18 protein-coding genes and 3 pseudogenes are annotated in these 20273 nt (G+C 46.5%); 13 read left to right on the top strand and 8 right to left on the bottom strand.

The window, feature by feature from the left end; genetic code table 11:
- Positions 1–2 precede the first annotated feature (2 nt).
- Genes AC0IYG_RS17345 through AC0IYG_RS17330 form a run of 4 tightly spaced genes read right to left on the bottom strand, consistent with a single transcriptional unit; the run spans position 3 to position 3113 of the window.
- Entirely contained in the window at positions 3–986 is a 984-nt protein-coding gene (locus AC0IYG_RS17345; RefSeq protein ID WP_471712400.1) for a lysylphosphatidylglycerol synthase transmembrane domain-containing protein, read from the bottom strand.
- The gene (locus tag AC0IYG_RS17340) at positions 983–2155 is read right to left on the bottom strand and encodes a glycosyltransferase family 4 protein (protein WP_471712399.1); all 1173 of its coding nucleotides are present in this window, start codon (positions 2153–2155) and stop codon (positions 983–985) included. Before AC0IYG_RS17340 ends, AC0IYG_RS17345 begins: the two co-directional genes overlap by 4 nt.
- A gap of 18 nt (positions 2156–2173) precedes the next feature.
- Complete coding sequence (locus AC0IYG_RS17335) at positions 2174–2884, bottom strand: hypothetical protein (protein WP_471712398.1); 711 nt, start codon at positions 2882–2884, stop codon at positions 2174–2176.
- Entirely contained in the window at positions 2853–3113 is a 261-nt protein-coding gene (locus tag AC0IYG_RS17330; protein WP_471712397.1) for a hypothetical protein, read from the bottom strand. The genes AC0IYG_RS17335 and AC0IYG_RS17330 overlap by 32 nt, the downstream gene beginning before the upstream one ends.
- A 240-nt stretch (positions 3114–3353) precedes the next feature.
- On the opposite strand from AC0IYG_RS17330, the gene AC0IYG_RS17325 reads away from it, so the two are divergent.
- Positions 3354–4748 (top strand): alkaline phosphatase, encoded by a 1395-nt coding sequence (locus tag AC0IYG_RS17325; RefSeq protein ID WP_471712396.1) that lies wholly within the window; start codon positions 3354–3356, stop codon positions 4746–4748.
- Between the two features lie 28 nt (positions 4749–4776).
- On the opposite strand, the pseudogene AC0IYG_RS17320 reads toward AC0IYG_RS17325, so the two are convergent.
- Positions 4777–7321: pseudogene (locus AC0IYG_RS17320) on the bottom strand (bifunctional YncE family protein/alkaline phosphatase family protein).
- Between the two features lie 136 nt (positions 7322–7457).
- Here AC0IYG_RS17320 and AC0IYG_RS17315 point away from each other — a divergent pair.
- From AC0IYG_RS17315 to AC0IYG_RS17260, 12 genes and pseudogenes are all read left to right on the top strand, one after another.
- Entirely contained in the window at positions 7458–8303 is an 846-nt protein-coding gene (locus AC0IYG_RS17315) for a chromate resistance protein ChrB domain-containing protein (protein WP_471712395.1), read from the top strand.
- Positions 8304–8384: 81 nt separating this feature from the next.
- Positions 8385–9119, top strand: a complete 735-nt coding sequence (locus tag AC0IYG_RS17310; RefSeq protein WP_471712394.1) for a DUF2490 domain-containing protein — start codon at positions 8385–8387, stop codon at positions 9117–9119.
- A gap of 61 nt (positions 9120–9180) precedes the next feature.
- Positions 9181–10086, top strand: coding sequence for a chemotaxis protein CheB (locus AC0IYG_RS17305; RefSeq protein ID WP_471712393.1), 906 nt, complete (start codon positions 9181–9183; stop codon positions 10084–10086).
- A gap of 263 nt (positions 10087–10349) precedes the next feature.
- A complete protein-coding gene (msrB, locus tag AC0IYG_RS17300; protein WP_471712392.1) occupies positions 10350–10916 on the top strand; it encodes a peptide-methionine (R)-S-oxide reductase MsrB in 567 nt (188 codons plus the stop codon).
- Between the two features lie 237 nt (positions 10917–11153).
- Positions 11154–12347: a DUF4856 domain-containing protein gene (locus AC0IYG_RS17295; RefSeq protein ID WP_471712391.1), complete on the top strand. Its 1194-nt coding sequence runs from the start codon at positions 11154–11156 to the stop codon at positions 12345–12347.
- Between the two features lie 79 nt (positions 12348–12426).
- Complete coding sequence (locus tag AC0IYG_RS17290; protein WP_471712390.1) at positions 12427–13557, top strand: imelysin family protein; 1131 nt, start codon at positions 12427–12429, stop codon at positions 13555–13557.
- An 11-nt stretch (positions 13558–13568) separates the two neighbouring features.
- Positions 13569–14917: pseudogene (locus AC0IYG_RS17285) on the top strand (HTTM domain-containing protein).
- Positions 14895–15419, top strand: a pseudogene (locus AC0IYG_RS17280) (TonB-dependent receptor plug domain-containing protein); the annotation flags it as partial. The pseudogenes AC0IYG_RS17285 and AC0IYG_RS17280, both read left to right, overlap by 23 nt.
- Before the next feature lie 806 nt (positions 15420–16225).
- Positions 16226–17002: a TonB-dependent receptor domain-containing protein gene (locus AC0IYG_RS17275; RefSeq protein WP_471712389.1), complete on the top strand. Its 777-nt coding sequence runs from the start codon at positions 16226–16228 to the stop codon at positions 17000–17002.
- Positions 16980–17147 (top strand): hypothetical protein, encoded by a 168-nt coding sequence (locus AC0IYG_RS17270; protein WP_471712388.1) that lies wholly within the window; start codon positions 16980–16982, stop codon positions 17145–17147. The genes AC0IYG_RS17275 and AC0IYG_RS17270 overlap by 23 nt, the downstream gene beginning before the upstream one ends.
- 82 nt (positions 17148–17229) lie before the next feature.
- Positions 17230–17409 carry a DUF6922 domain-containing protein gene (locus AC0IYG_RS17265; RefSeq protein ID WP_471712387.1) on the top strand — a complete coding sequence of 60 codons (180 nt, stop codon included), beginning with the start codon at positions 17230–17232 and terminating at the stop codon, positions 17407–17409.
- Positions 17410–17530: 121 nt separating this feature from the next.
- A complete protein-coding gene (locus AC0IYG_RS17260) occupies positions 17531–18148 on the top strand; it encodes a nucleotidyl transferase AbiEii/AbiGii toxin family protein (protein WP_471712386.1) in 618 nt (205 codons plus the stop codon).
- Positions 18149–18177: 29 nt separating this feature from the next.
- Here AC0IYG_RS17260 and AC0IYG_RS17255 read toward each other — a convergent pair whose 3' ends face one another.
- From AC0IYG_RS17255 to AC0IYG_RS17245, 3 genes are read right to left on the bottom strand one after another with little or no spacing between them, the layout of a single operon-like run.
- Positions 18178–18870, bottom strand: a complete 693-nt coding sequence (locus tag AC0IYG_RS17255; protein WP_471712385.1) for a DUF3575 domain-containing protein — start codon at positions 18868–18870, stop codon at positions 18178–18180.
- Positions 18867–19634, bottom strand: a complete 768-nt coding sequence (locus AC0IYG_RS17250) for an LVIVD repeat-containing protein (RefSeq protein ID WP_471712384.1) — start codon at positions 19632–19634, stop codon at positions 18867–18869. Before AC0IYG_RS17250 ends, AC0IYG_RS17255 begins: the two co-directional genes overlap by 4 nt.
- A gap of 53 nt (positions 19635–19687) precedes the next feature.
- Positions 19688–20224 carry an LVIVD repeat-containing protein gene (locus AC0IYG_RS17245; RefSeq protein WP_471712383.1) on the bottom strand — a complete coding sequence of 179 codons (537 nt, stop codon included), beginning with the start codon at positions 20222–20224 and terminating at the stop codon, positions 19688–19690.
- Positions 20225–20273 lie beyond the last annotated feature (49 nt).

The following is a 20273-nucleotide window of genomic DNA, read 5'->3' as shown; positions in this document are numbered from 1 at the left end:
GATCAGAAGTAAAGCCTCTTTTTGTAAGCAAAAAATGAATAAAAAGCAGCTCCTACCACGATCCAAAACAGCTGTCTGGTGCGCCGCAACGCAGAAACGGAAAGCCAAAGCGGAATGCTGCTGATCCCGATCAGCGACAACATGATTTTGTTGCCTAACTCTTCCACACCAATCTGCCCCGGCACAAATGCGCCCGCTGATTTGACCGCAATAACGCCCATATCCATCAAAAGGCCGTCTATAATGGTCACATCATAACCGAATAATTTCAGCACAATGTAAAATTCCATGGAACCGACGATCCAATGCAGCGTGAAGAAAAAGAAGGCTAATGCGAGCTCTTTTGGGTGGGTTCGGCAAAAAATGTTCAGCTCAGCGCGGACGCTGGCAATCTTTTTTTGGATACGCGCAAGTTTGGGATTTTTATTGGGGTCGAAATCGAGTCCGGCTACCTTATATATAAGCAGGAATAATGAAAGCACGATCACGACGATCAGAAGGATGGATTTTCCGGGCAGCCACGTTCCTACTTGCAGCTTGCCTTGCATCGCAAACCAAACTAATGTGCAAACAAGCAGGCAAATCTGACTCACAATCATCAGCAGCCTCGAATTGATAACGGAGGTGACAACCGTCGGCTGGCTTACAGCATAATTGCGGAGTAAAACGACTTTCAACATATCGCCGCCTGCAAAACTGGCCGGGTTAAACAAACCCACGGTTTCACAAACGTGCCGGATCATGAACAGATCTGTTTTTGGAATGCCTTTTTTTGCGTCGCCAAGGCAATACCACCAGCCCAGTGTTCCCAGTGCATAGGCCACCGAAGTGCTTAAAATGACCCAGCCAAAACCGGATCCGACTGTTAACAATGCTGCCTGCACCTGCTTGGGATCAATGGCTTTAACATATTGCCAAAGCAGCACGAGCATACTTACCAAAAGTATCGCTTTGAAAACTTTTATATAACGCGACCCTATTTTCAAACTTTCAGATTTTCAGTAACCGTTGATGCCAGTTCTTCCAGGTCATCAAAATAGACTTTGGCCAATTGCTGCCAGTCAAATGTTTTGCTAAAATCGACTGCGTTTGCAGACAATTGCTCCTGCAAAGCTGGCTCGCTTAGGATCATCCGGATCTTCTGACTGTAATCGCTGGCATTGCTCGGATCGCATTTGTAACCATTGAAGCCGTCGATCAACATGTCCTTGCTTCCGCCTCCGTCTGCAATCACCGGCACCAATCCCGACGCCATTGCTTCCAGCACCACATTTCCGAATGTCTCGGATATGGACGGGAAGATAAAGATTGAAGCAGAAGCATAAAGCACGGCCAGCGCATCATGATCCAGCTGGCCGACAAAGATAGCGTCTGGCATTTGCCGCATACAATCTTTCCTTGCGGCTCCGTCGCCTGCGATCACCCAATTGCAGGGAAATCCGTCCGATTTTAGTTCATTATAGGTGTTGATAAGCGTTTCCAGGTTTTTTTCCCACACCAACCGGCTCGCAAAAAGGATTGTTGGAAGGTCATTGCCCGTCAGTTTTTTAAGATAATCCGGATCTTTTTTTTCCGGCGAAAACAGGCTCGCATCAATACCGCGTTGCCAGATTTTCAGGTTATCCGCATGCATTCCCATCTCAACAAGCTCATCGGCAAGGCTTACCGAAGGCACATATACTTTTTCACAAGAGCCGTAAAAATTATTCTGAATCGTTTTCAGGCGCTCCTGCAATGGTTTGATCAAAAAAGGAAGATACTTGAAATAGTAACCAATATAGCTGATGAAGTGCGTATGGTAAATGCTGATGACCGGCAGCTGTTTGTCCTTGGCATATTCCAAAGCAAAATGCCCCAAAAGCGATGGCGTAGCAATGTGCACCACGTCCGGATCGAAAGCGTCGAGCTGTGATTTGATCTCACCAGCGGCAAGCGATGGAATGGCCAGTCTGTATTTCTGGTTCATCGGAATGCGCACCGAACGTGTTTTGATGCAATTAAACTGGTTAATGTTATCCGGGCCGCTTCCGCAGACAAATAAAAAATCAAACCGGTCGGCGTCAATCCTGTCCAGCAATTGAAACATAGTCCTGGCCGCGCCATCGAAGTCGGGAATCAGGATTTCGGCAAAAAATACAACCTTTGTTTTTCTCATTGACGCTTAAAAAGCAGTTTAGAACAAATTTGAACCGATCACCGGCAATGCCTCCGAATTCATCAGTAATGAAAAGACGTGGGCCGGACGTGCGGGCATTGGATCGAATATCAGTTGTTCGGGAAAACGCGTCAGGCGGATCACCGCGCTGTTCGCTTCCTGCTCAATGAACGTATCAAAATGCGTAAAATTACTATTTACAAGGTCTAGCACCGGTTCCTGCGACTCCGCTAACTTCTCCTTAAAGCCAACCGAAGTGCCATAATTGACCATATATTCGCAGAGCCGGCGAAACAATTTGGGCATAATGCAGACATCCTGAGTAATCGAAATCAGCGACTCTGCATTGAAGCCAACATGCGTTCCGTCAACGGCATGCAGCTCTCTTTTCGCCTCACGCGCTTCCAAAACGGCTGAATTCAGCGTTTGGCGCAAGTCATAAAACAAGCCTTCATAGTAAGTTGGATAGGCAAGGCCTTGCAGCAAAGCCTGGTAATTATAGCTCTTTCGCAAATGTTCGGCTGTCAAAAAGAAGCTTGACCCGTCCGCTTCGTCAGTCTCGCCGGCGAACAGAAATGCAATCGGGCGACCGTATTTTTCAACGGACCTGCTGACAATGTATCCCGGCGTCCCGTCATTTGCTGAGACAACCGTTTTATGCGAAAAATCCCATTGAATGTCTGTAATGCCAACAAACTCAAAGCAGCCTGTCCATGGCCTTATTGGCAAATTCGAGCGGCTGGTGATAAACTCCGCCTCCGCTCGGCGGGGTGTAATGTGTTTCAAGCGTATCAATGGCTTCCAGGCGCAATTGAACGTGATTTCGAAAATTAAATTTTGGTTTCCCACCCGAAAGCGCTTCGACAAAAGCAACATTATCAGGCTCAAATCTTATCGAATCACCGTCCGGAGAGTAGTTCCGCACATGAAACTTACCCTTAATCAGAGAAAATGGCATATTTCAGTTCCTGTTTAGTATGAAGCTTTTGTCCAATTAATTTTTTTGGGAAAATAGCCAATTTCAAGTTACCGCAATGTTAAAACTTACAGCAATGTTGAAAGAAGCGTGCCATTGACATGACACTTCCCGTCTAAAATTAACATGCCCTTCATATCACAGCCTGCAACTTAACCTGGCGATAATACGCACTCGAGTAGTTTTGCATCAGGGCAAATTTTATCTTATAACCTGCTGAAAATGAATAGAAGGGATTTTTTTACAAATAGTTCTGCCGGACTTTTGGTCGGTAATATGTCGCTTTTCGGCAAAAAAAGTAATGTAGAAGCATTTTCGAAAGGAAAACAAAATGCAAAAAACATCATTTTCATGGTCAGCGACGGCATGAGCACCGGCACGCTAAACATGGCCGATCTGCTGCTGAGCCGAAAAGAAGGCCGCACCAGCAGCTGGATCGAGTTGTATAGGGAACAAAAAGGACGCCGGGCGTTCATGGAAACTTCTTCTTCCAATGCGCTGGTGACTGATTCGGCAGCCGGGAGCTCGGCCTGGGGAGGCGGCCGGAAAGTCCCGAACGGCAATCTGAATGTCAATGCCGACGGAAGTTTTAACAAACCGATTTTACAAAAATTCAAAGAAGCTGGAAAATCCGTGGGGTGTGTGACTTCGGTGACAATCACGCACGCGACACCTGCCGGATTTTGCATTAATAACAAGTCGCGCGGGGATGAATCGGAAATTGCATCTCAATATCTGGACCTCAAATTTGATGTGATGATGGGCGGCGGCGCTGAGTTTTTTTCAGCAGAAAAGCGAAAAGACAAGGCTGATGTTTTTGGCGCTTATGAAAAAGCGGGATACAATGTTGCGCGTAATCTTGACGCAATGCGCGCGCTGACCGACACAAAGAAACCGGTTATGGGTGTTTTCTGTGAAGGCGCAATCCCCTATTCGCTCGATACATTTGAGAATGCCGATTTACAAAAAACAGTGCCTTCGCTGGCGGCAATGACGCAGAAAACACTTGATCTGTTGTCTAAAAACCCGAACGGATTTGCAGTCCAGATCGAGGGCGGAAAGGTGGATTGGGCGGCACATTCTAACGATGCGGGCGGACTGCTTTACGACCAGATCGCATTTGACCAGGCCATTAAGGTTGCGCTGGACTTTGCTGCGAAAGACAAGGAAACGCTTGTGATCATTACAACAGATCACGGTAATGCCAATCCGGGGCTTTTCGGCGGTGATAAGCAGTTTGATCTATTGCAAAAATTCAGGCATACCAATAACTGGATCCTGGGCGAGCTGAAAGAAATGCCAACGAGCGCCCAGCTCATTGAGCGGATCGAATTCGCGCAGGGTTATGCCATTACAAAAGCGGAAGCGGAAAAGCTTCTCGCATTATTTGGCAGGAAAACCGAAACCGGCCTTTACATTGCAAACAAGCCCCTTTTCCGGGAACTAGCCAGCATTCAGACACATTATACAGGCATTGGCTGGGCTGGCATGGACCATTCGGCTGACTTTGTTGAGCTGGCCATGTTCGGGCCGGGAAGCGAGCTTCTCAAACCTTTTGTCAAAAACACGGATCTGCACAACTTCATGCTGGATATCACAGGCATAGCAAAGGTTTGAGTAACCTTAATGTGCTTGGGGGATTTGACTAATCTGCGTCAAATCCCTCTTCTTCTTCCTCGTCACCCGATCCCTTTTTAAGTCGTACAAATGCGCCTCTGCGCGGGGCAGGCATAATGCTCTTCTCGCCGCGCACGGTTTGCCACACGATTTCACTAAAAACCAGATCATCAATGGCGTCGGGCACAGTAAGATCAAACTGATCTGACCGGCGCGAATTTGAATTGATTGCTACATTTTTCTGAGCGAGATCGATATTCGCAGCTTTTGCAGTGAAACCAGCTGCATTCGGTGTTTTGTTAAAGCATCTCCACATTGGCGTTGCGGCCGCATCATACTGGCTCATAGGCTTTAAGCCGAGGATCAGCTCCATCGTGCGCAGCATGCCCGAAGTTGAATACATGGTGTGATCCACAAAATTTCTTTTCACAAAACCTCCGGCGACAAAGGCAATGGAGCGGTGCGCGTCAACATGATCGGGACCATTTTGCGCGTCGTCTTCCAGAATAAACACAACGGACTCGTTCCAGATTTTACTTTTGGATAAATGTTCAACGAAACGGCCCACGGCCAGGTCATTGTCAGCCACGGCAGCAAAAGGAGTCGGTTTGCCCACGCTTGCACCGGATGTATGGTCATTGCCAAACCGCAATGTATTGAGCTTTGGAAGCGCATTGGCGGCCACCAGTGAATCGAAATCTTTTTCCCAGGCAGCTTCCCGGTAAATGTCCATATAACTCAGATTGTAACCTTTGAAAGTCGGACAATATTTGCCTTCAAGAGTTTTAATGTTGGCTTTTCCTTCGTCGGCAAACCAGCCGTAACTGCGGAAAGTTACGCCGGCGCGCTGCGCATGGTCCCAGATGAAACCATCGCGCGGGTGTGCTATTTCTTTTTGTCCTTCAAAATCATATGTTCCGCCGCGGCCACCGTAACTCGTTACCCAGTTCTTTTCAACATAATCATTGGCATATGCGGCCGAGGACCAATTGTGGCCGTCAGCACTGACTTCGGCATCTACATAAAAGTTGTCGAGCAATACAAATTCCCGTGCAAGCGCATGTTGGTTTGGCGTTACTTTTTCGGGGAAAAGGCAAAGTGCTGCGTCGCCATTTCCTTCCTTCATATCACCCAGGATCTGGTCGTAGGTGCGGTTTTCTTTGATAATGTAAAATACATATTTGATAGGCGACTTGTCCCCCACTTTCATAGGAACCGGATTGCCCGCTTCACCTTCTGCATTCAGCTCTTTCTTCTTGGTATAAGGCGTATTGGCATAAACCAGCCGCGAATAAGCAGCAAGAACCTCGGCCGAAGGTGCGTCGAAAATGGATAATGTTCCTTTGAAAAGTCCGCCAATGTATTGCTCCCTGCCTGTATAAGCCTGCGGAATTGGGCCCCACTTGCTGCGGTACTTTCGATAAGTTTGGATTAGGGCCTTTCGGATTGGCTTTGGAAGAAAACCCTTTTCCGTTGGTTACGTATATTTTAGAGCCAATTGTTTTTACAGCCGTTGGATACCATCCTGTGGGAATGAAGCCGATGGAATGGCTTCGTCCTTTTGTCTCGACATCGAATACGGCAAGGCAATTGTTGTCCGCATTGGCAATGTACAATGTTTTTTCATCCTCGCTCAGCGCGAGTCCATTGGGTGTGGTGCCGACGGGTGCATCCGGAAAAAGTGAGGTCGTTAATGTTTCTGAAATCTGTCTTTTGGTCAAATCAATAAGTCCGACGGTGTTGTCATTGCCATTGGCGACATATAAAAATTTACCGTCGCGGGTTAAAAGCAGGTCATTTGGATTTTTGTTGGTGGTGATCTGGGCTGCTAATGTGTTTGTTTCTGTATTCACAATGGCCACGCGCGAGCCGCCCCACACAGAAACGTAAAGCTCTTTTTTATCATTGGAAAGCAGACAAGTGTAAGCGGCCGCACCCAAATTCAGTTTGCTGACAGTCTTTTTGGTTTGTGTATCGCATACATATAATGAGCTGTCTTCCTTTGTAACAACATAAATCAAATGTCTGGCGTCATCAACGGCGATGCCGGTCGGTGATATTTTTACGGGCCAGGGTTTGCCGAGCACAATGGGATCAGCGGGAACAAGCTGCTGATCTTCGATTTTAAATGTCAGGATCTTATTGTCGTTTCCACCGGAAGCGTAGATCGTTTTTTCATCCTCACTGAAAGCCAGTCCCAGATACGATTTTGCAACTCTGGCTGAGTCGAGCACTTTCTCTGATTCGGCATCGATTAATATGATGCTCTGGGTGCTCTGACCATTATTGGTAACAGCCAGGTATTTTTTAGATGGAGAAACCACGAGGTTCAAAGGCAGATCGTCCAGTTCGAGACTTCTGCCAACCGGCGTCAGCGACCAGCCGTTGGGTAAGCCAATGCGAGTTGACGAAAGATCTTTGTAGATCGCCATTTCCGCAGCATGGTCGTTGGAGCTGGAATTTTTCTTACATGCCGAGATGGCCACAATGGTGAGCAGCAAGGAAAGTGTAAGTTTCAATAAGTTCCCTGCCTGTAAGCTGGGTTGGTTGCGATCTGATAGTTGTTCGTCCATGCTTGTCTTGTTAAATTAGCGGCATTAAAACAGAGGCGTGGACCGTATGCGAACCATGCCGAAAGTTTTAAAGGAATGCGGCCAATTTACAAAGAAGCATTCAGCTAACGCATCGCTTAACAAAAACATAACAGCCATGAAGTGGATCACGCGCGAGCGCCCCAAAATTGACCGTATCGCCTGTCCGTGGCTGATCAAAAGGTTTATTGATCCGGATGCACAGATATTTTTTGTTCCGTTTGATCAGGTTAAGGCCAAGGCTGCTGAGCTGGACGCAACGCCATTTGATATTCCGGATACGGTTTTTACACATTACGAAGACCGGTGCACGTTTGATTTTTTCCTCGAACGATATGACATTCAGGACGCCGCATTGCAGGATATGGCCGTCATTATACGCGGTGCTGACACGGATGACCATTCGCTAGCGCCTCAGTGTTCGGGCCTCTGGGCGATCTCTGCCGGCCTGGCTTACAACATTACCGACGATCAGGAACTGCTTGAAAAAGGAATGCTCATTTACGATGCGCTTTACAGCTGGGCAATGCACCTGCAAAAACAAAAACACACACAAAACCCAACTGAGAAGCTGCTCCTGGCCGTTTTCAACACTTATCTTGAAAACCAAAAAGATGAGAATGTGAAAACGCCTAAGTGGGCGAAGGAATTGAAGGAGATCATTCAGGACCAGATCGATACAAATCTGAGCCTGAGTTTAAAGGAAATTGCAGAGGGTTTGCAAATCCATCCGTCGTATGTGTCCCGGGAATTTTCAAAGTATTTCAGCAACCTTTCTTTCGGTGAGTACATTCGAAAGCTCCGCATTGAAAAGGCCATTGATTTGCTGGCAAGCCCCGATCACACGCTGTCAGAAATTGCGTATCTGACCGGATTTTCTGATCAAAGCCATTTCAACCGCATCTTTAAAGCCCATACGGGGCAGAATCCATCCCATTTCAGAAAAAATTTAGCTAAAAAGTAACGTTTGTACAAATCGGTCATTTACATTCTATTTTTCAGCTTTTGTATGCGCTAGTATTGCGATTTATTCTAATGTCCTTTTATGAAAAAACTCACTCTACTACTGCTTGTACTTTTTTCCATTCCATCTTTTGGCCAAAAACAGGTCAATAAACACAGTGGCGTTTGGCTAGGCTATTTTAATCAGACCCGGATCTCGGATAAATGGGGTTTCTGGCTGGACCTGCATGCGCGGCGCACGGATTTCCTGGACCGCTGGTCTACACAGATCATTCGCCCGGGCGTTACTTATTATATCAATGACCATGTGCGATTTACGGCAGGTTATGCCTTTGCTCGCAGCTATCCGGCGGCTGGCCTGCACACGGTGAGGCCTGAGAACAGGCTTTGGCAGCAGGTTCTTTGGACAAGCCGTCAGAAAAGGCTGCAAACCCAGCAGTGGATCCGCGTCGAGGAGCGCTTTAACCGGAAAATCGCCAATGATGCTTTGCAGGACGGTTATAATTTCAACTTCCGCTTCCGTTATTTACTGAATCTGATGGTGCCGTTGAACAAGGATTTCATCGAGCCGGGAACGGTGTTCTTTGCTCTTAACGACGAAGTTCACATTAATGCCGGGAAGCAGATCACCTACAATATTTTTGACCAAAACCGCCTGTTTGTCGGGCTGGGTTACCAATTTACAAAAGGCCTCAATTTGCAGGTTGGCTATATGAACCAGTTTCAGCAGCTTCCTTCGGGAAACCATTTTAACAGCAACAATGTGCTGAGGGTCTTTGTGTTTCACAATCTTGACATCAGGCCCAAGAAGCAGTAGTTTGTTCATGACGGCATGATCTTTGTAAAGCCCACGCAATTTGTTTTGTCTAAACGATCATATGCAAAGTCATGACATCATTGTTATAGGTTCATCCGCTGGAGGCGTGCCCGCTTTGAAGGAACTCGTAAGTTCTTTTGATAAAGGGCTCGCCGCCAGCGTTTTTATTGTACAACATCTTGCTGCTGACAGGGTAAGCCAGTTACCACACATTCTTTCCACGCACGGGCCTTTGCCAGCCAAGCATCCTGCCGACGGCGAAGAAATCAGAAAAGGCATTATTTATGTGGCTCCGCCGGATCACCATCTGATCATTGAAGACGATCATATTTTAGTTAAAAGAGGCCCGAAAGAGAACAATTTCAGGCCATCGATCGACGCTTTGATGCGTTCAGCGGCATATTGGTATGGAAGCAGGGTGATTGCAGTTATACTAACCGGTTATCTCAGTGATGGCGCTTCGGGCTTATGGTCGGTGAAGCGGTTTGGTGGCATTGCCATTGTCCAGAACCCGGCAGACGCATTGTATCCGGACATGCCCGGCAATGCACTTGAATATGTTGATGCCGATTACACGCTTCCGTTGACAGAGATAGGGCCATTGATCAATCAGTTGAGGGGCCAGGCTGCGGGACCTCATGAGGTGGACGACGATCTGCTTAAAATCAGAATGAAGGCGGAAATAGGAATTGCTGCACAAAAAAACGCCTTATCAGAGGGTATCGACATTATGGGCGAAAAAACAAATCTAACTTGTCCGGATTGCGGCGGGACACTGACCGCTTTCGAGGAAGGCACGAATCTCCGTTTTCGGTGCCATACCGGCCACGGATTTTCATCGAGCGCTTTGTGGTCTGGAATTGCCGAAACAGTTGAGATTAAATTGTGGCAGGCCGTTCGCAGCATGGAGGAGGGCATTTTGTTTTCTGGAGCAGGCCGTTACCCGGTGCGACATTCAGGGAGATAAATCTGAGGCGCAGGCGCTCCGGGCAAAAGCCGAACTGCTCTCCAAACGATCGAAGGCACTCCTGGAATACATTTATTCCCAGGGGCGCATCAACGACATTCCGCTTTCCTAGCGGATCACTGACTTACCATATATTACGGAACAGCCTTCAACGTTCAGCATTTCGAATTTCTTTTTGCCTGATATTGTTAGTGAAAATAGTGAGGCGATCAACTTTTGGCACGTGCATATCGTATATAAGCAAAAATCAAATAGAAAATAGCATGAAAAAATCAATCGCGCTTTTGTTCATGGGCGTGCTCTCATTTACACTGCAAAGCTGCTACGGACAGTCTGCTCCCGCGCAGAAAGACCCGCAAAAAGCTCCGGCATATTCGCGTCAGGATACGGGTGTGGCCAGTAGAAGCAATGCGGAATGGAAGAAATTACTTTCGCCTGAGGTTTACGAAGTTGCCCGTCTGAAAGGAACCGAGCGTCCGTTCACAAGTGAATTTGAGCATTCCAAAGACGTGGGGACATTTTACTGCGCAGTATGCGGCAATGCACTTTTTAAAAGCAACGCCAAATATGAAAGCGGCTGCGGATGGCCGAGCTTTTTTGAACCGATCAGCAAAAAATCCATCATAGAAACGGCCGATAACAGCCACGGCATGCGACGCACGGAAGTAATGTGCGGCAAGTGTAAATCGCATTTAGGCCACGTTTTTGAAGACGGACCACCGCCAACCGGTTTGCGTTACTGCATTAATGGCGTCGTGCTGGATTTTGAAAAAGCCAAAACAGCAGAGAAAAAATTCGATAGCAAAAAGAAAGCAGACAGCGGAAGCTAAGCCGCTGGCTGGTTGCTTTACGAAAGCATTTTAACAGAGACACTTTCCCTAATTCAGGTTAACCAACTTGAATTCAGCGGGAAGTGTCTCTTTTTATGGGGCCGCTATAAAATCAAAATGTAAACTTTTTCGAACAATTTGTTCCAATTCTAAATAATGTATATGTTTGCGCCCGCTTAGTTTTAGTCTAAATAAGCGACCTCTCACATTTCCTGACAAAACAATTATTTGTAACAAATGCTACAACATTTCAATCTGCGCAATGTTTTATTTGCCTCGCTGTTAGTGGCCGGAATGTCTTCTTGTTCAGACGACGACGAACCAACAGTAACACCTCCTACCACCGAGCTTCGCACGAAGATCGATTACGCAAAAGTTACTCCAACTACACCTTACAAAAGCCTGTTTGTCGACACGAAAGGCGATACAACGGTTGATCTGGCATCTGGAAATGCACGTTACAAAATGTTCCAGGCGCTTAACTATTACTTAGGTTCAGCAGTACGCGATAGCGCACAAGTGAGCGCAACGGTGATGAAAAACATGTATGCGAATAGCGGTAATCCGTTCACAGACATCAGCACATCAACCATTAATATTAAAGGCGCTGACCTGAATGCATCAGGCGTTCAGTTGAGAGATGTGACGGCAACGTCGAAAACCCCTGCTGACGCAGATGCAGCACGTACGCATTTGGAAACAAGCTTTACTGCACTGGAAGCTGCAAGCAAATCGGTAAAAGCAACGGCTGCAAAAGGAACTCCGGGTAAACTGGGAACCTATCTTGTAGACGGAAAAGGAGTTGAGCACGGTCAGATCATTCAAAAAGGACTTATCGGCGCATTGCAACTGGATTATATCGGTAATGTTTTGCTTGACAAAGGTTTGGATGCAGATAATTCAGCACTTGTTTCCGGCAAAAGATACACTGCATTGGAACACAACTGGGACGAAGCTTACGGCATGCTGACATTGAATCCGGTTTATTTGGCGGGAGCAACAGACGCTGTGCGGACTGCAAACGAATCATTCATGGGTTCATATCTTTGGGAATACAACAAGGCAAGCTATGCGAAGATCCACCCTGCATTTGTAAAAGGACGTGCGGCGATCGTTAACAATGATAAAGCAGAGGCGAAAACGCAGGCAACATTTATTAGAACTGAAATGGAGAAGGCAATTGCCTCAGCTGCAATCGGTTACCTTGGCAAATGGAAAAGCGGAACGACTGATGCAGCACGTGCGCATGCCATCGGTGAAGGACTTGGCTTCATTTACTCATTGCGTTATTGCAAGATCAATGGTGCAGATGCTGCATTCTCGGATGCGATATTGCTTGGATTAATGGGCTCGCCTAACGGATTCTGGGACTTGACAAATGACAAGATCAATGCAGCTTCTGATGCGATCACTGCAAAGTTCAAATTATAATATACAGGACTTTTCCTGACCCTGGGTGGATTGACGCTTTTTGTCGATCCACCATTTATTGTTTTAAAACTGACCACTAATGAGCATTAAAAATTATCTGGCAATCCTTTTAACATTATTGTTTTTAGGCTGTTCCGACTCAAACGAAAAACCTGAGCCAGAGCCAGTTGATGAAGGCAAGGACCGGAAAGCAATGCTGACGCATCTGGCCGATAACATCATTATCCCTTCTTACGACAACTTCCAGACCAAGTTCGATCTGATGGTGAGCAAATCAAATGCATTCACCGCCAAACCGGACGCTGCAACATTGACAGACTTCCGTGCTGCCTGGGTTGACGCTTACACGGCCTGGCAAAGAGTGGAATTATTCGACTTTGGCCCGGGCGAGAAACACACCATCCGAAATTTCTTCAACATTTATCCTGCCAGTGAGCAAGGGATTGCGGCCAACATTGCCGATCCAAATGCAAGTCTGGAAACGCCGGATTCGTATCCCAGACAAGGATTTCCAGCACTCGATTATCTGATCAACGGGCTGGGCGCCAATGATGGAGCCATCATTGCACAATACACGACGGCACCGAATGCTGCCGCCAGACTGGCTTACATTAAGCGCATTACAGACCGCATGGACACCATTCTTGATAAGGTGACCGGCGAGTGGAAGGGTGCTTATAAAGAAACTTTTACGACCAAAACGGGCCTGGACATTGGTTCATCGACTTCGCTTTTGGTAAATGGATATGTGCTGCATTATGAGCGCTATATTCGTTCCGGGAAATTCGGAATTCCATCTGGCGCGATGCTTAACGGCATTCCGGCAGCCGAAAAAGTGGAAGCTTTTTACAAAAAAGACATTTCTCTGGTTCTTGCCAAAACAGCGCATCAGGCATTTATAGATTTCTTTAATGGAAAAAATGCCAATTCCGATGCAACCGGGCCTTCTCTGAAAACCTATCTGGATGCCCTCGGCGCAAAGGATAGCAGCACCGGAAAATCGCTTACGGAATTGCTTAATGCACAATTCACTGCTAGTGGAACGAAGCTGAATGCATTGAAGCCGAATTTGCACGATGAAGTCAAAACCAACAATCAGTTGATGAAAGATACGTACAATGAAATGCAGAAAGCGGTGCGCATGCTGAAAGTGGACATGACCTCGGCCATGAGCATCACCATCACCTACACCGATAACGACGGCGACTAAACGCATCATTCATGCGGGCTTATCTAAGCAAATATTCCCCGGCTGCAACGCTGGCCCTATTCCGGATTATTTTTGGCATAATGCTCTTTTTGAGCATTTGCCGTTTCTGGGCTAAGGGCTGGATCAACGATCTTTATATTTTACCAAAATATCATTTTCCCTTCTACGGCTTTGAATTCATCAGGCCTTTGGGAGAATGGACTTACCTGCTTTTTTGCGTCTGCGCCGTGGCGGCGTTGCTGGTTACTGTCGGCTTGTTTTACAGATTGGCTGCCGTAATGCTTTTTTTATCATTCACTTACATTGAGCTGATTGACAAAAGCACTTATCTGAACCATTATTATTTTGTCAGCATGGTCAGTTTCATGCTGATATTTTTACCGGCACATGCCTTTTTTCTGTCGATGCTTATCGTGATAAAAGTCTGCTCGCTGACCGCGTTCCAAGCTGGTGTATCGACAGCATCCGGCTGCTCGTGTGCATCATTTACTTTTACGCAGGTCTGGCCAAGCTAAACAGTGACTGGCTTTTGCACACGTTACCGCTCAAAATATGGCTTCCTGCGAAAAACGATCTGCCCGTAATTGGCGGACTTTTCAATTACGAATGGACTCCCTACTTTTTCAGCTGGGCGGGTTGTATTTATGATCTGAGCATTGGTTTTCTGCTCTGGAACCGCAAAACACGCCTTTTCGCATTTATTTCGGTGATCATTTTTCACCTGCTGACGGCAATCCTGTTTCCTATCGGCATGTTCCCTTACATTATGATCGTGACGGCATTCGTATTTTTTCCGGGTGAATTTCATCAGAAAATTATCGACACGATCAGTTTTGCTTTAAGTTTGCCCATTCAATTCATCCGCCCGAAGCGCTCTTATGTTGTTACCAGCATTTACAAACCAATTTTGCTCAGCATTTTTGCCATTTTCTTTGCATTTCAGGCCCTGTTTCCTTTCCGTTATCTGATGTATTCCGACGAGCTTTTCTGGACGGAAGAAGGTTACCGGTTTTCCTGGCGGGTTATGCTGATGGAAAAAGCAGGTTACACCCAATTCACTGTCACCGATGCTTCCGGCAAAAAACAGATCGTGAATAACAATGATTTCCTGACGCGTTTGCAGGAAAAAATGATGTCGACGCAGCCCGACATGATCCTGCAATATGCTCACATGCTGCGCGACCATTATGCGGCGGCGGGCTTCGATTCGCCTCAGGTTTACGTGGATTCTTACGTCGCACTGAATGGCAGAATGGGCAAACCGATGATTGATCCCGCCATAGATTTGGCAAAACAAACTGATTCCTTCCAACACAAATCCTGGATAATTCCTTTTAATGATGAGATCAAAGGGCTTTAATTTCCTTTTTCTGTTACTGACCCTTTCAAGTGTCGCAGTGGCCCAGAACCGTGTTCCGGAGAAAAATCCACCCAAAGCGGACAGCACGAAAAGCGCTTCGGACATTACCCGTGATCAGGACTTAAAGGAACTTACGATTACTGAAAAAGCGACCGATTTTGGGTTTTCACGCTTGCGCGGGGTGGAGAATATGGGCATTTACGAAGGCAAAAAATCTGAGGTAATCACGCCGGACCAGCTGGTTGCAAACCTTTCAACCAACAATGCGCGCCAGGTTTATTCCAGGGTTGCAGGACTGAATATCTGGGAAAATGACGGGAGCGGATTGCAGCTGAGCATAGGCGGACGCGGGCTGGATCCTAACCGGACTTCGAACTTCAATGTGCGGCAGAATGGTCATGACATCAGCGCGGATGCCCTGGGTTATCCTGAAAGTTATTACACCCCGCCTATCGAGGCGGTCGGACGCATTCAGATCGTGCGCGGCGCTGCTTCTTTGCAATATGGAACGCAGTTTGGCGGGTTGATCAATTTCGTCATGCGTAAGCCTGTTGAAAATAAGAAACTGGAAATTACGGCCCGTCAAACCATTGGGTCTTTTGGTTTTTACAATGCATTTACGAGTGCGAGCGGCACAGTTGGAAAGCTGAGTTACTACACATTTTTCCAGTATAAAAAAGCCGATGGCTGGAGGGCAAACTCCCATCTGGATGCCAAAACGGCTTATGCGGACATTGATTACAAAATCTCTGACAAGACGAGCATTGGCATCGATGTGACGCACATGGATTATCTTTCAAAGCAGCCGGGCGGACTTTCAGACGCTATGTTTTTGCAAGATCCGCGGCAAACGAACCGGGAACGAAACTGGTTTCAGGTGGGCTGGAATATGCTTGCTTTGCATTTTGACCAAAAGATCAGTGCAACCAGCGATTTCAACTTACGCGTTTTCGGGCTGGCAGCGCATCGCAATTCAATCGGGTTCAGGCCGAACCGTGTGGCAACCATTGACGACAATAGCGAACGTGATCTGATCAAAGGTGATTTTACAAACTGGGGAGCCGAAGCGCGTTATTTGAAAAGATATGCGCTCGCGAAAAAACTGTCGGTGCTGCTCGTTGGCGGGCGCTATTATCATGGTTTTAATCATAGTTTGCAAGGTGTCGGCAGCAATGGGAAAGATGCAGATTTCAATTTTGTTCAGCCGGAGCGCTTTATTACTTATGATTACCGGTTTCCAAATAAAAATGTCTCCCTGTTTGCAGAAAACATCTTTACCTCACCGACCGGCTTTCCGTCACGCCGGGCTTGCGATTTGAATATATCAAAACAACTGCGGACGGCTTTTACGGCACGATTTCACGCGACCTGGCAGGAAACATTATCAACATTACGCGGACGAATGAAATCCGGAAAAACGGTCGTCACTTTGTGCTCGCAGGCGTTGGAATCAGCTTTAAACCGCACACAAACGTGGAGGTTTACGGAAACATTTCCCAAAATTATCGCTCGATCACGTTCAGCGACATGCGCATTGCGAATCCTTCGTCGGTGATTGATCCGAATTTGAAAGATGAAAAAGGTTATAGCATTGACCTGGGTTTCAGAAGTCATCAAACGGCATTTTTCAATTACGACATCAGTCTTTTTTACCTGAATTACAACAACCGGATCGGTGAAGTGCAGTTTTATGACGAGAGCAACCGCGTGCTGCGACTCAGGAGCAACGTTGGGCAGGCCATCATAACCGGCATCGAATCTTACGCAGAAGCGGATTTTTTGAAGCTGACAAACCCAGACGCCAATGATTGGAGTGCGGTTGTGTTTGGCAACATTGCGCTGATTAAATCGGAATATAAAAAGAGTGAAATCCCGGGTGTTCAGGGCAATGAAGTGGAATTTGTGCCAAAAGTTAATTTGAAAACCGGCGTCAGACTGGGATATAAAAAGCTGAAAGGTTCGTTTCAGCTGACCCATTTAACCGATCAGTTTTCAGAAGCGACCAATGCAGTTGATGGCGGCGTATCGTCCGTCGTGGGGCTGCATTCCGTCTTACAAAATCATGGACCTCAGCTTCTCTTATGAGTGGAAACGCCTGAAAGCCGAAGCGAGCATCAACAATCTGGCCAACGAAATGTATTTCACCCGCCGCGCCACCGGCTACCCCGGCCCCGGCATCCTACCGTCCGACGGAAGAGGATTTTATCTGACTTTGCAGGTTAAGATTTAGTCAGATTGTGGCAATGAGAAAATCCAAATGGGTTGCGTCGCGTTAATGGATTAGTAAATTTGCGACGGCTAAAAAAGACACGATGTTCAACTATTTTCAACTAATCGACACCAAGTCCCTGCAAGCTAAGATTTCAGAGGGCGGTTTCCCTTTCAGTAAATATCTTTTCTGGGATTCTTCTATTGAAGCAATTGACATCGACAAAAATCGGAAATATGTCGTCGAGCGGGTCGTTACGAGAGGATTTTTGGAGGATTTTTAGATATTAAACCAGATTTACACTCGTGACCAGATTGTAGACGCATTGAAAAAGAGCCGGGAACTTGATCCAAAGACGGTAAACTTTTGCAGCCTGTATTTTAATATTCCTAAATCTGACTTAAATGTTTCATTATTCCACAGTTGAGCCCGAAACTTACGGAATCCTAAAAGAAATCTTTAAGATCGACATCATTAGAAATCATTTTGCACTCGCAGGAGGCACATCATTGTCTTTGCAACTTGGTCACCGACACTCAATTGATCTGGATATATTCTCGCCAGAGACATTTGACACAAGAAATCTTGAACTCGTATTATCATCGACTCCCGGTTTGAAATTTGAAATGATCAACCGGACTGAGCGAATGCTATTCAGCTATATCAATAATGTAAAATGTGACTTTGTAAATGAGCCATCGGTTTTGACTAATCCATTTTTGGTTCAGGACGAAGTGAATTATTTTCACATTGAAGATATCGCTGCAATGAAAATGCACACAGTTTGCGGCCGAGGTAAGAAAAAAGACTTTTTCGACATTTATGTATTGATAGAAAACTATGGCTGGCAGAATTTGCTCAACTGGTTTACGGCAAAATACGGTGAGTCGCAATATTATTTCCTCTGGCGAAGTATCGCTTATTTTGATGATGCTGAGGACGATGTTGACATTATAGGCTTTCCACCTTATTTAAAAAGTTGGGAAGAGATAAAGGCTTATTTAAAAGAGAAGTGTGTTTAACTCTTTCTCTGCTTAGTCATCTTCTCTGTTTAATCATCAAACTTCCCCAAAATTATCCCAAAGTGAAAACCCATCGCGAGGCTGGGGACGAAGTCGTTGGTTCCGGGCGTGTCGTATTCGAACCAGCGGTCGGTGCGCGGGACTCTTGAATTGGCTGGTAAGTCAGAAATTGCGCGTACACGAATGCTGCGGAAGCCAAGACCTGCGAAAAGATCTAATGCAATGCGGCTGCTAAAATAGAACTGCATTCCCGCTTTGGCGTGGCCGGCCTGCACCATACGTCTGGTTTTCACAAGTTTGTTTTCAAAGAAACTGCAATTGCCCCAAGGCTGTTCGCACTCCATCCCAACCCATTTGACATCTCGGTAAATTACTTTTTTCAACAAGAGTTCACCGGAAATGTATGGCTTCATGCGCCGCTTGGTTAAGTAATAATAGCGCAACTGCGTCCTGCTTTTGAAGGTTTCCCTTTCCGGACGATCGACTCCCGAAGCGTACCAAGTGTTGAAACCCGCAGAACCATAACCCAGATCTTGCTGCACTGAAATGTTTTTTCCAAGCGGAACCTCTACGCCAAACTGAACAGCATTATCAATGTCGAAAAGGGCCATTGGTGAAAATTTAATGATGACCTTTTTGGATGCCGACTCAGCGTCAATTTGCGCAAAGGCTGTGAAATGGAGCAGAAAACAGGCTGCGATGACAGTAAAGAATAATCTCATAAAACAGGGATTTTGCTCCGGAGTTCAACATGGTCTGCGTCATCATATTTGAATTGGAACAAGCCTTTTTCACCGGTAACAATCAAATGTTTGTCTCTGGCGATAATGTCATACGCGGGCATATCACCGAAAGTTTGCTTAAAAACTGGCAGTGCGGGATTACTGATATCCAGCAGCGTAAGTCCCAAAGAGCCTTCACAGATAAACAATTTGTTGCCCGAAACGGCGAGCCCATAAGGTGAGCTCATGCGCTGGGTGTGTAAAAGCTGGGGCTGTGCAGGGTTGCTGACATCGATCACATCCAGCGAACTCACCGTATTTTGCGGCCGGCACGTGATGCCGCTGCGGAGCGTGACATAAGCGTATTTCCCCTGAACCACCACAGGATCGCAGGACTGAATATGTTGAAATTTGGATAGCAGGTGCGGATCTCTCGGATTTGTATTATTGAAAATATACATCCCGTCTGTGGCTCCGATGAACAGGTTGTCCTTGTAGGGAAAAATCGTTTCAATCCCTATGCTCATGTCTTTTTTCGTCGCTTTCACTGGATTGCTGCCGTCGGCAATGTCGTAAACTTCGAGCGACTGCTTGGAAACAATGTAAAGCGTGTTACCGGTGATGGCGAAACGCGCCATGGAGCCGCCCGCTCCGCTTTGCGGATTCAACTCGGAACCATTGCCGCCGTCATCGCATGCGGTCAGAATGAGGATCAGGCCGATGACAGCGAGTCCTAGAAATAAAATGGGAACAAATTTTTTCATGGCTTTTCAGTGCTTGCTAATGTTTTTCGAGAATTTATGAATGATGGCTTTGATCAACGGGAGCAGTTGGGCCGCTCGGCCATGGGCACTTTTTCCCATGCCACGACAATGCCTTTCTTATTTTCTACGCATTCGAAATAGACATTGTTGAAGGGCGGATAGTTGTTTACCGGAATGGCGTCGGGGACTATTTTGGCAAGTTTCGGCGCTTTGGGATCGCTAATGTTGAAAACCACCAGATTGGAAAGATTATCAGCGTATAAAAATTCCCCTTTTGCGGCTATATCGTAGTTGCCGGGAATGCTGATAAAGGACAGATTTTCAGGATTTTTGGGATCTGAATTATCAATGATGTGGATTCCCAGACCGGATTCATTGATGAAAAGATAACGGTCCAGAACATAGATCTTTCCCGGCTTACTCAGCGGTTGTGCAGCTCCGGTTGCTATTTTTGCGAGGTCTTCTTCGGTGCTGTAAACCGGACGGTAACCGGTTCCGTCGAAAGGAAATCTGTCAGCAGGATCATTGTCGTCTGTGATGCACGACGTGGCAATTGCAACAAAAAAAAGAAGCTGTAAAAGATGTTTCATGGCATAGCGGTTGGTTGTGTCCGTTTAAAATTTCAGACACAATGTTGCA

This window comes from Dyadobacter sp. AC419, assembly GCF_979253085.1.
This window is presented reverse-complemented; position numbering and strand designations above follow the sequence as displayed.

Bases quoted from the DNA above. Each gene is read 5' to 3' on its own strand.
- AC0IYG_RS17295 (WP_471712391.1), top strand. From the start codon at position 11,154: ATGCTACAACATTTCAATCTGCGCAATGTTTTATTTGCCTCGCTGTTA.
- AC0IYG_RS17330 (WP_471712397.1), bottom strand. From the start codon at position 3,113: ATGCCATTTTCTCTGATTAAGGGTAAGTTTCATGTGCGGAACTACTCT.
- msrB (WP_471712392.1), top strand. From the start codon at position 10,350: ATGAAAAAATCAATCGCGCTTTTGTTCATGGGCGTGCTCTCATTTACA.
- AC0IYG_RS17325 (WP_471712396.1), top strand. From the start codon at position 3,354: ATGAATAGAAGGGATTTTTTTACAAATAGTTCTGCCGGACTTTTGGTC.
- AC0IYG_RS17305 (WP_471712393.1), top strand. From the start codon at position 9,181: ATGCAAAGTCATGACATCATTGTTATAGGTTCATCCGCTGGAGGCGTG.
- AC0IYG_RS17290 (WP_471712390.1), top strand. From the start codon at position 12,427: ATGAGCATTAAAAATTATCTGGCAATCCTTTTAACATTATTGTTTTTA.
- AC0IYG_RS17340 (WP_471712399.1), bottom strand. From the start codon at position 2,155: ATGAGAAAAACAAAGGTTGTATTTTTTGCCGAAATCCTGATTCCCGAC.
- AC0IYG_RS17255 (WP_471712385.1), bottom strand. From the start codon at position 18,870: ATGAGATTATTCTTTACTGTCATCGCAGCCTGTTTTCTGCTCCATTTC.
- AC0IYG_RS17265 (WP_471712387.1), top strand. From the start codon at position 17,230: ATGTTCAACTATTTTCAACTAATCGACACCAAGTCCCTGCAAGCTAAG.
- AC0IYG_RS17245 (WP_471712383.1), bottom strand. From the start codon at position 20,224: ATGAAACATCTTTTACAGCTTCTTTTTTTTGTTGCAATTGCCACGTCG.
- AC0IYG_RS17310 (WP_471712394.1), top strand. From the start codon at position 8,385: ATGAAAAAACTCACTCTACTACTGCTTGTACTTTTTTCCATTCCATCT.
- AC0IYG_RS17270 (WP_471712388.1), top strand. From the start codon at position 16,980: ATGGACCTCAGCTTCTCTTATGAGTGGAAACGCCTGAAAGCCGAAGCG.
- AC0IYG_RS17315 (WP_471712395.1), top strand. From the start codon at position 7,458: ATGAAGTGGATCACGCGCGAGCGCCCCAAAATTGACCGTATCGCCTGT.
- AC0IYG_RS17250 (WP_471712384.1), bottom strand. From the start codon at position 19,634: ATGAAAAAATTTGTTCCCATTTTATTTCTAGGACTCGCTGTCATCGGC.
- AC0IYG_RS17260 (WP_471712386.1), top strand. From the start codon at position 17,531: ATGTTTCATTATTCCACAGTTGAGCCCGAAACTTACGGAATCCTAAAA.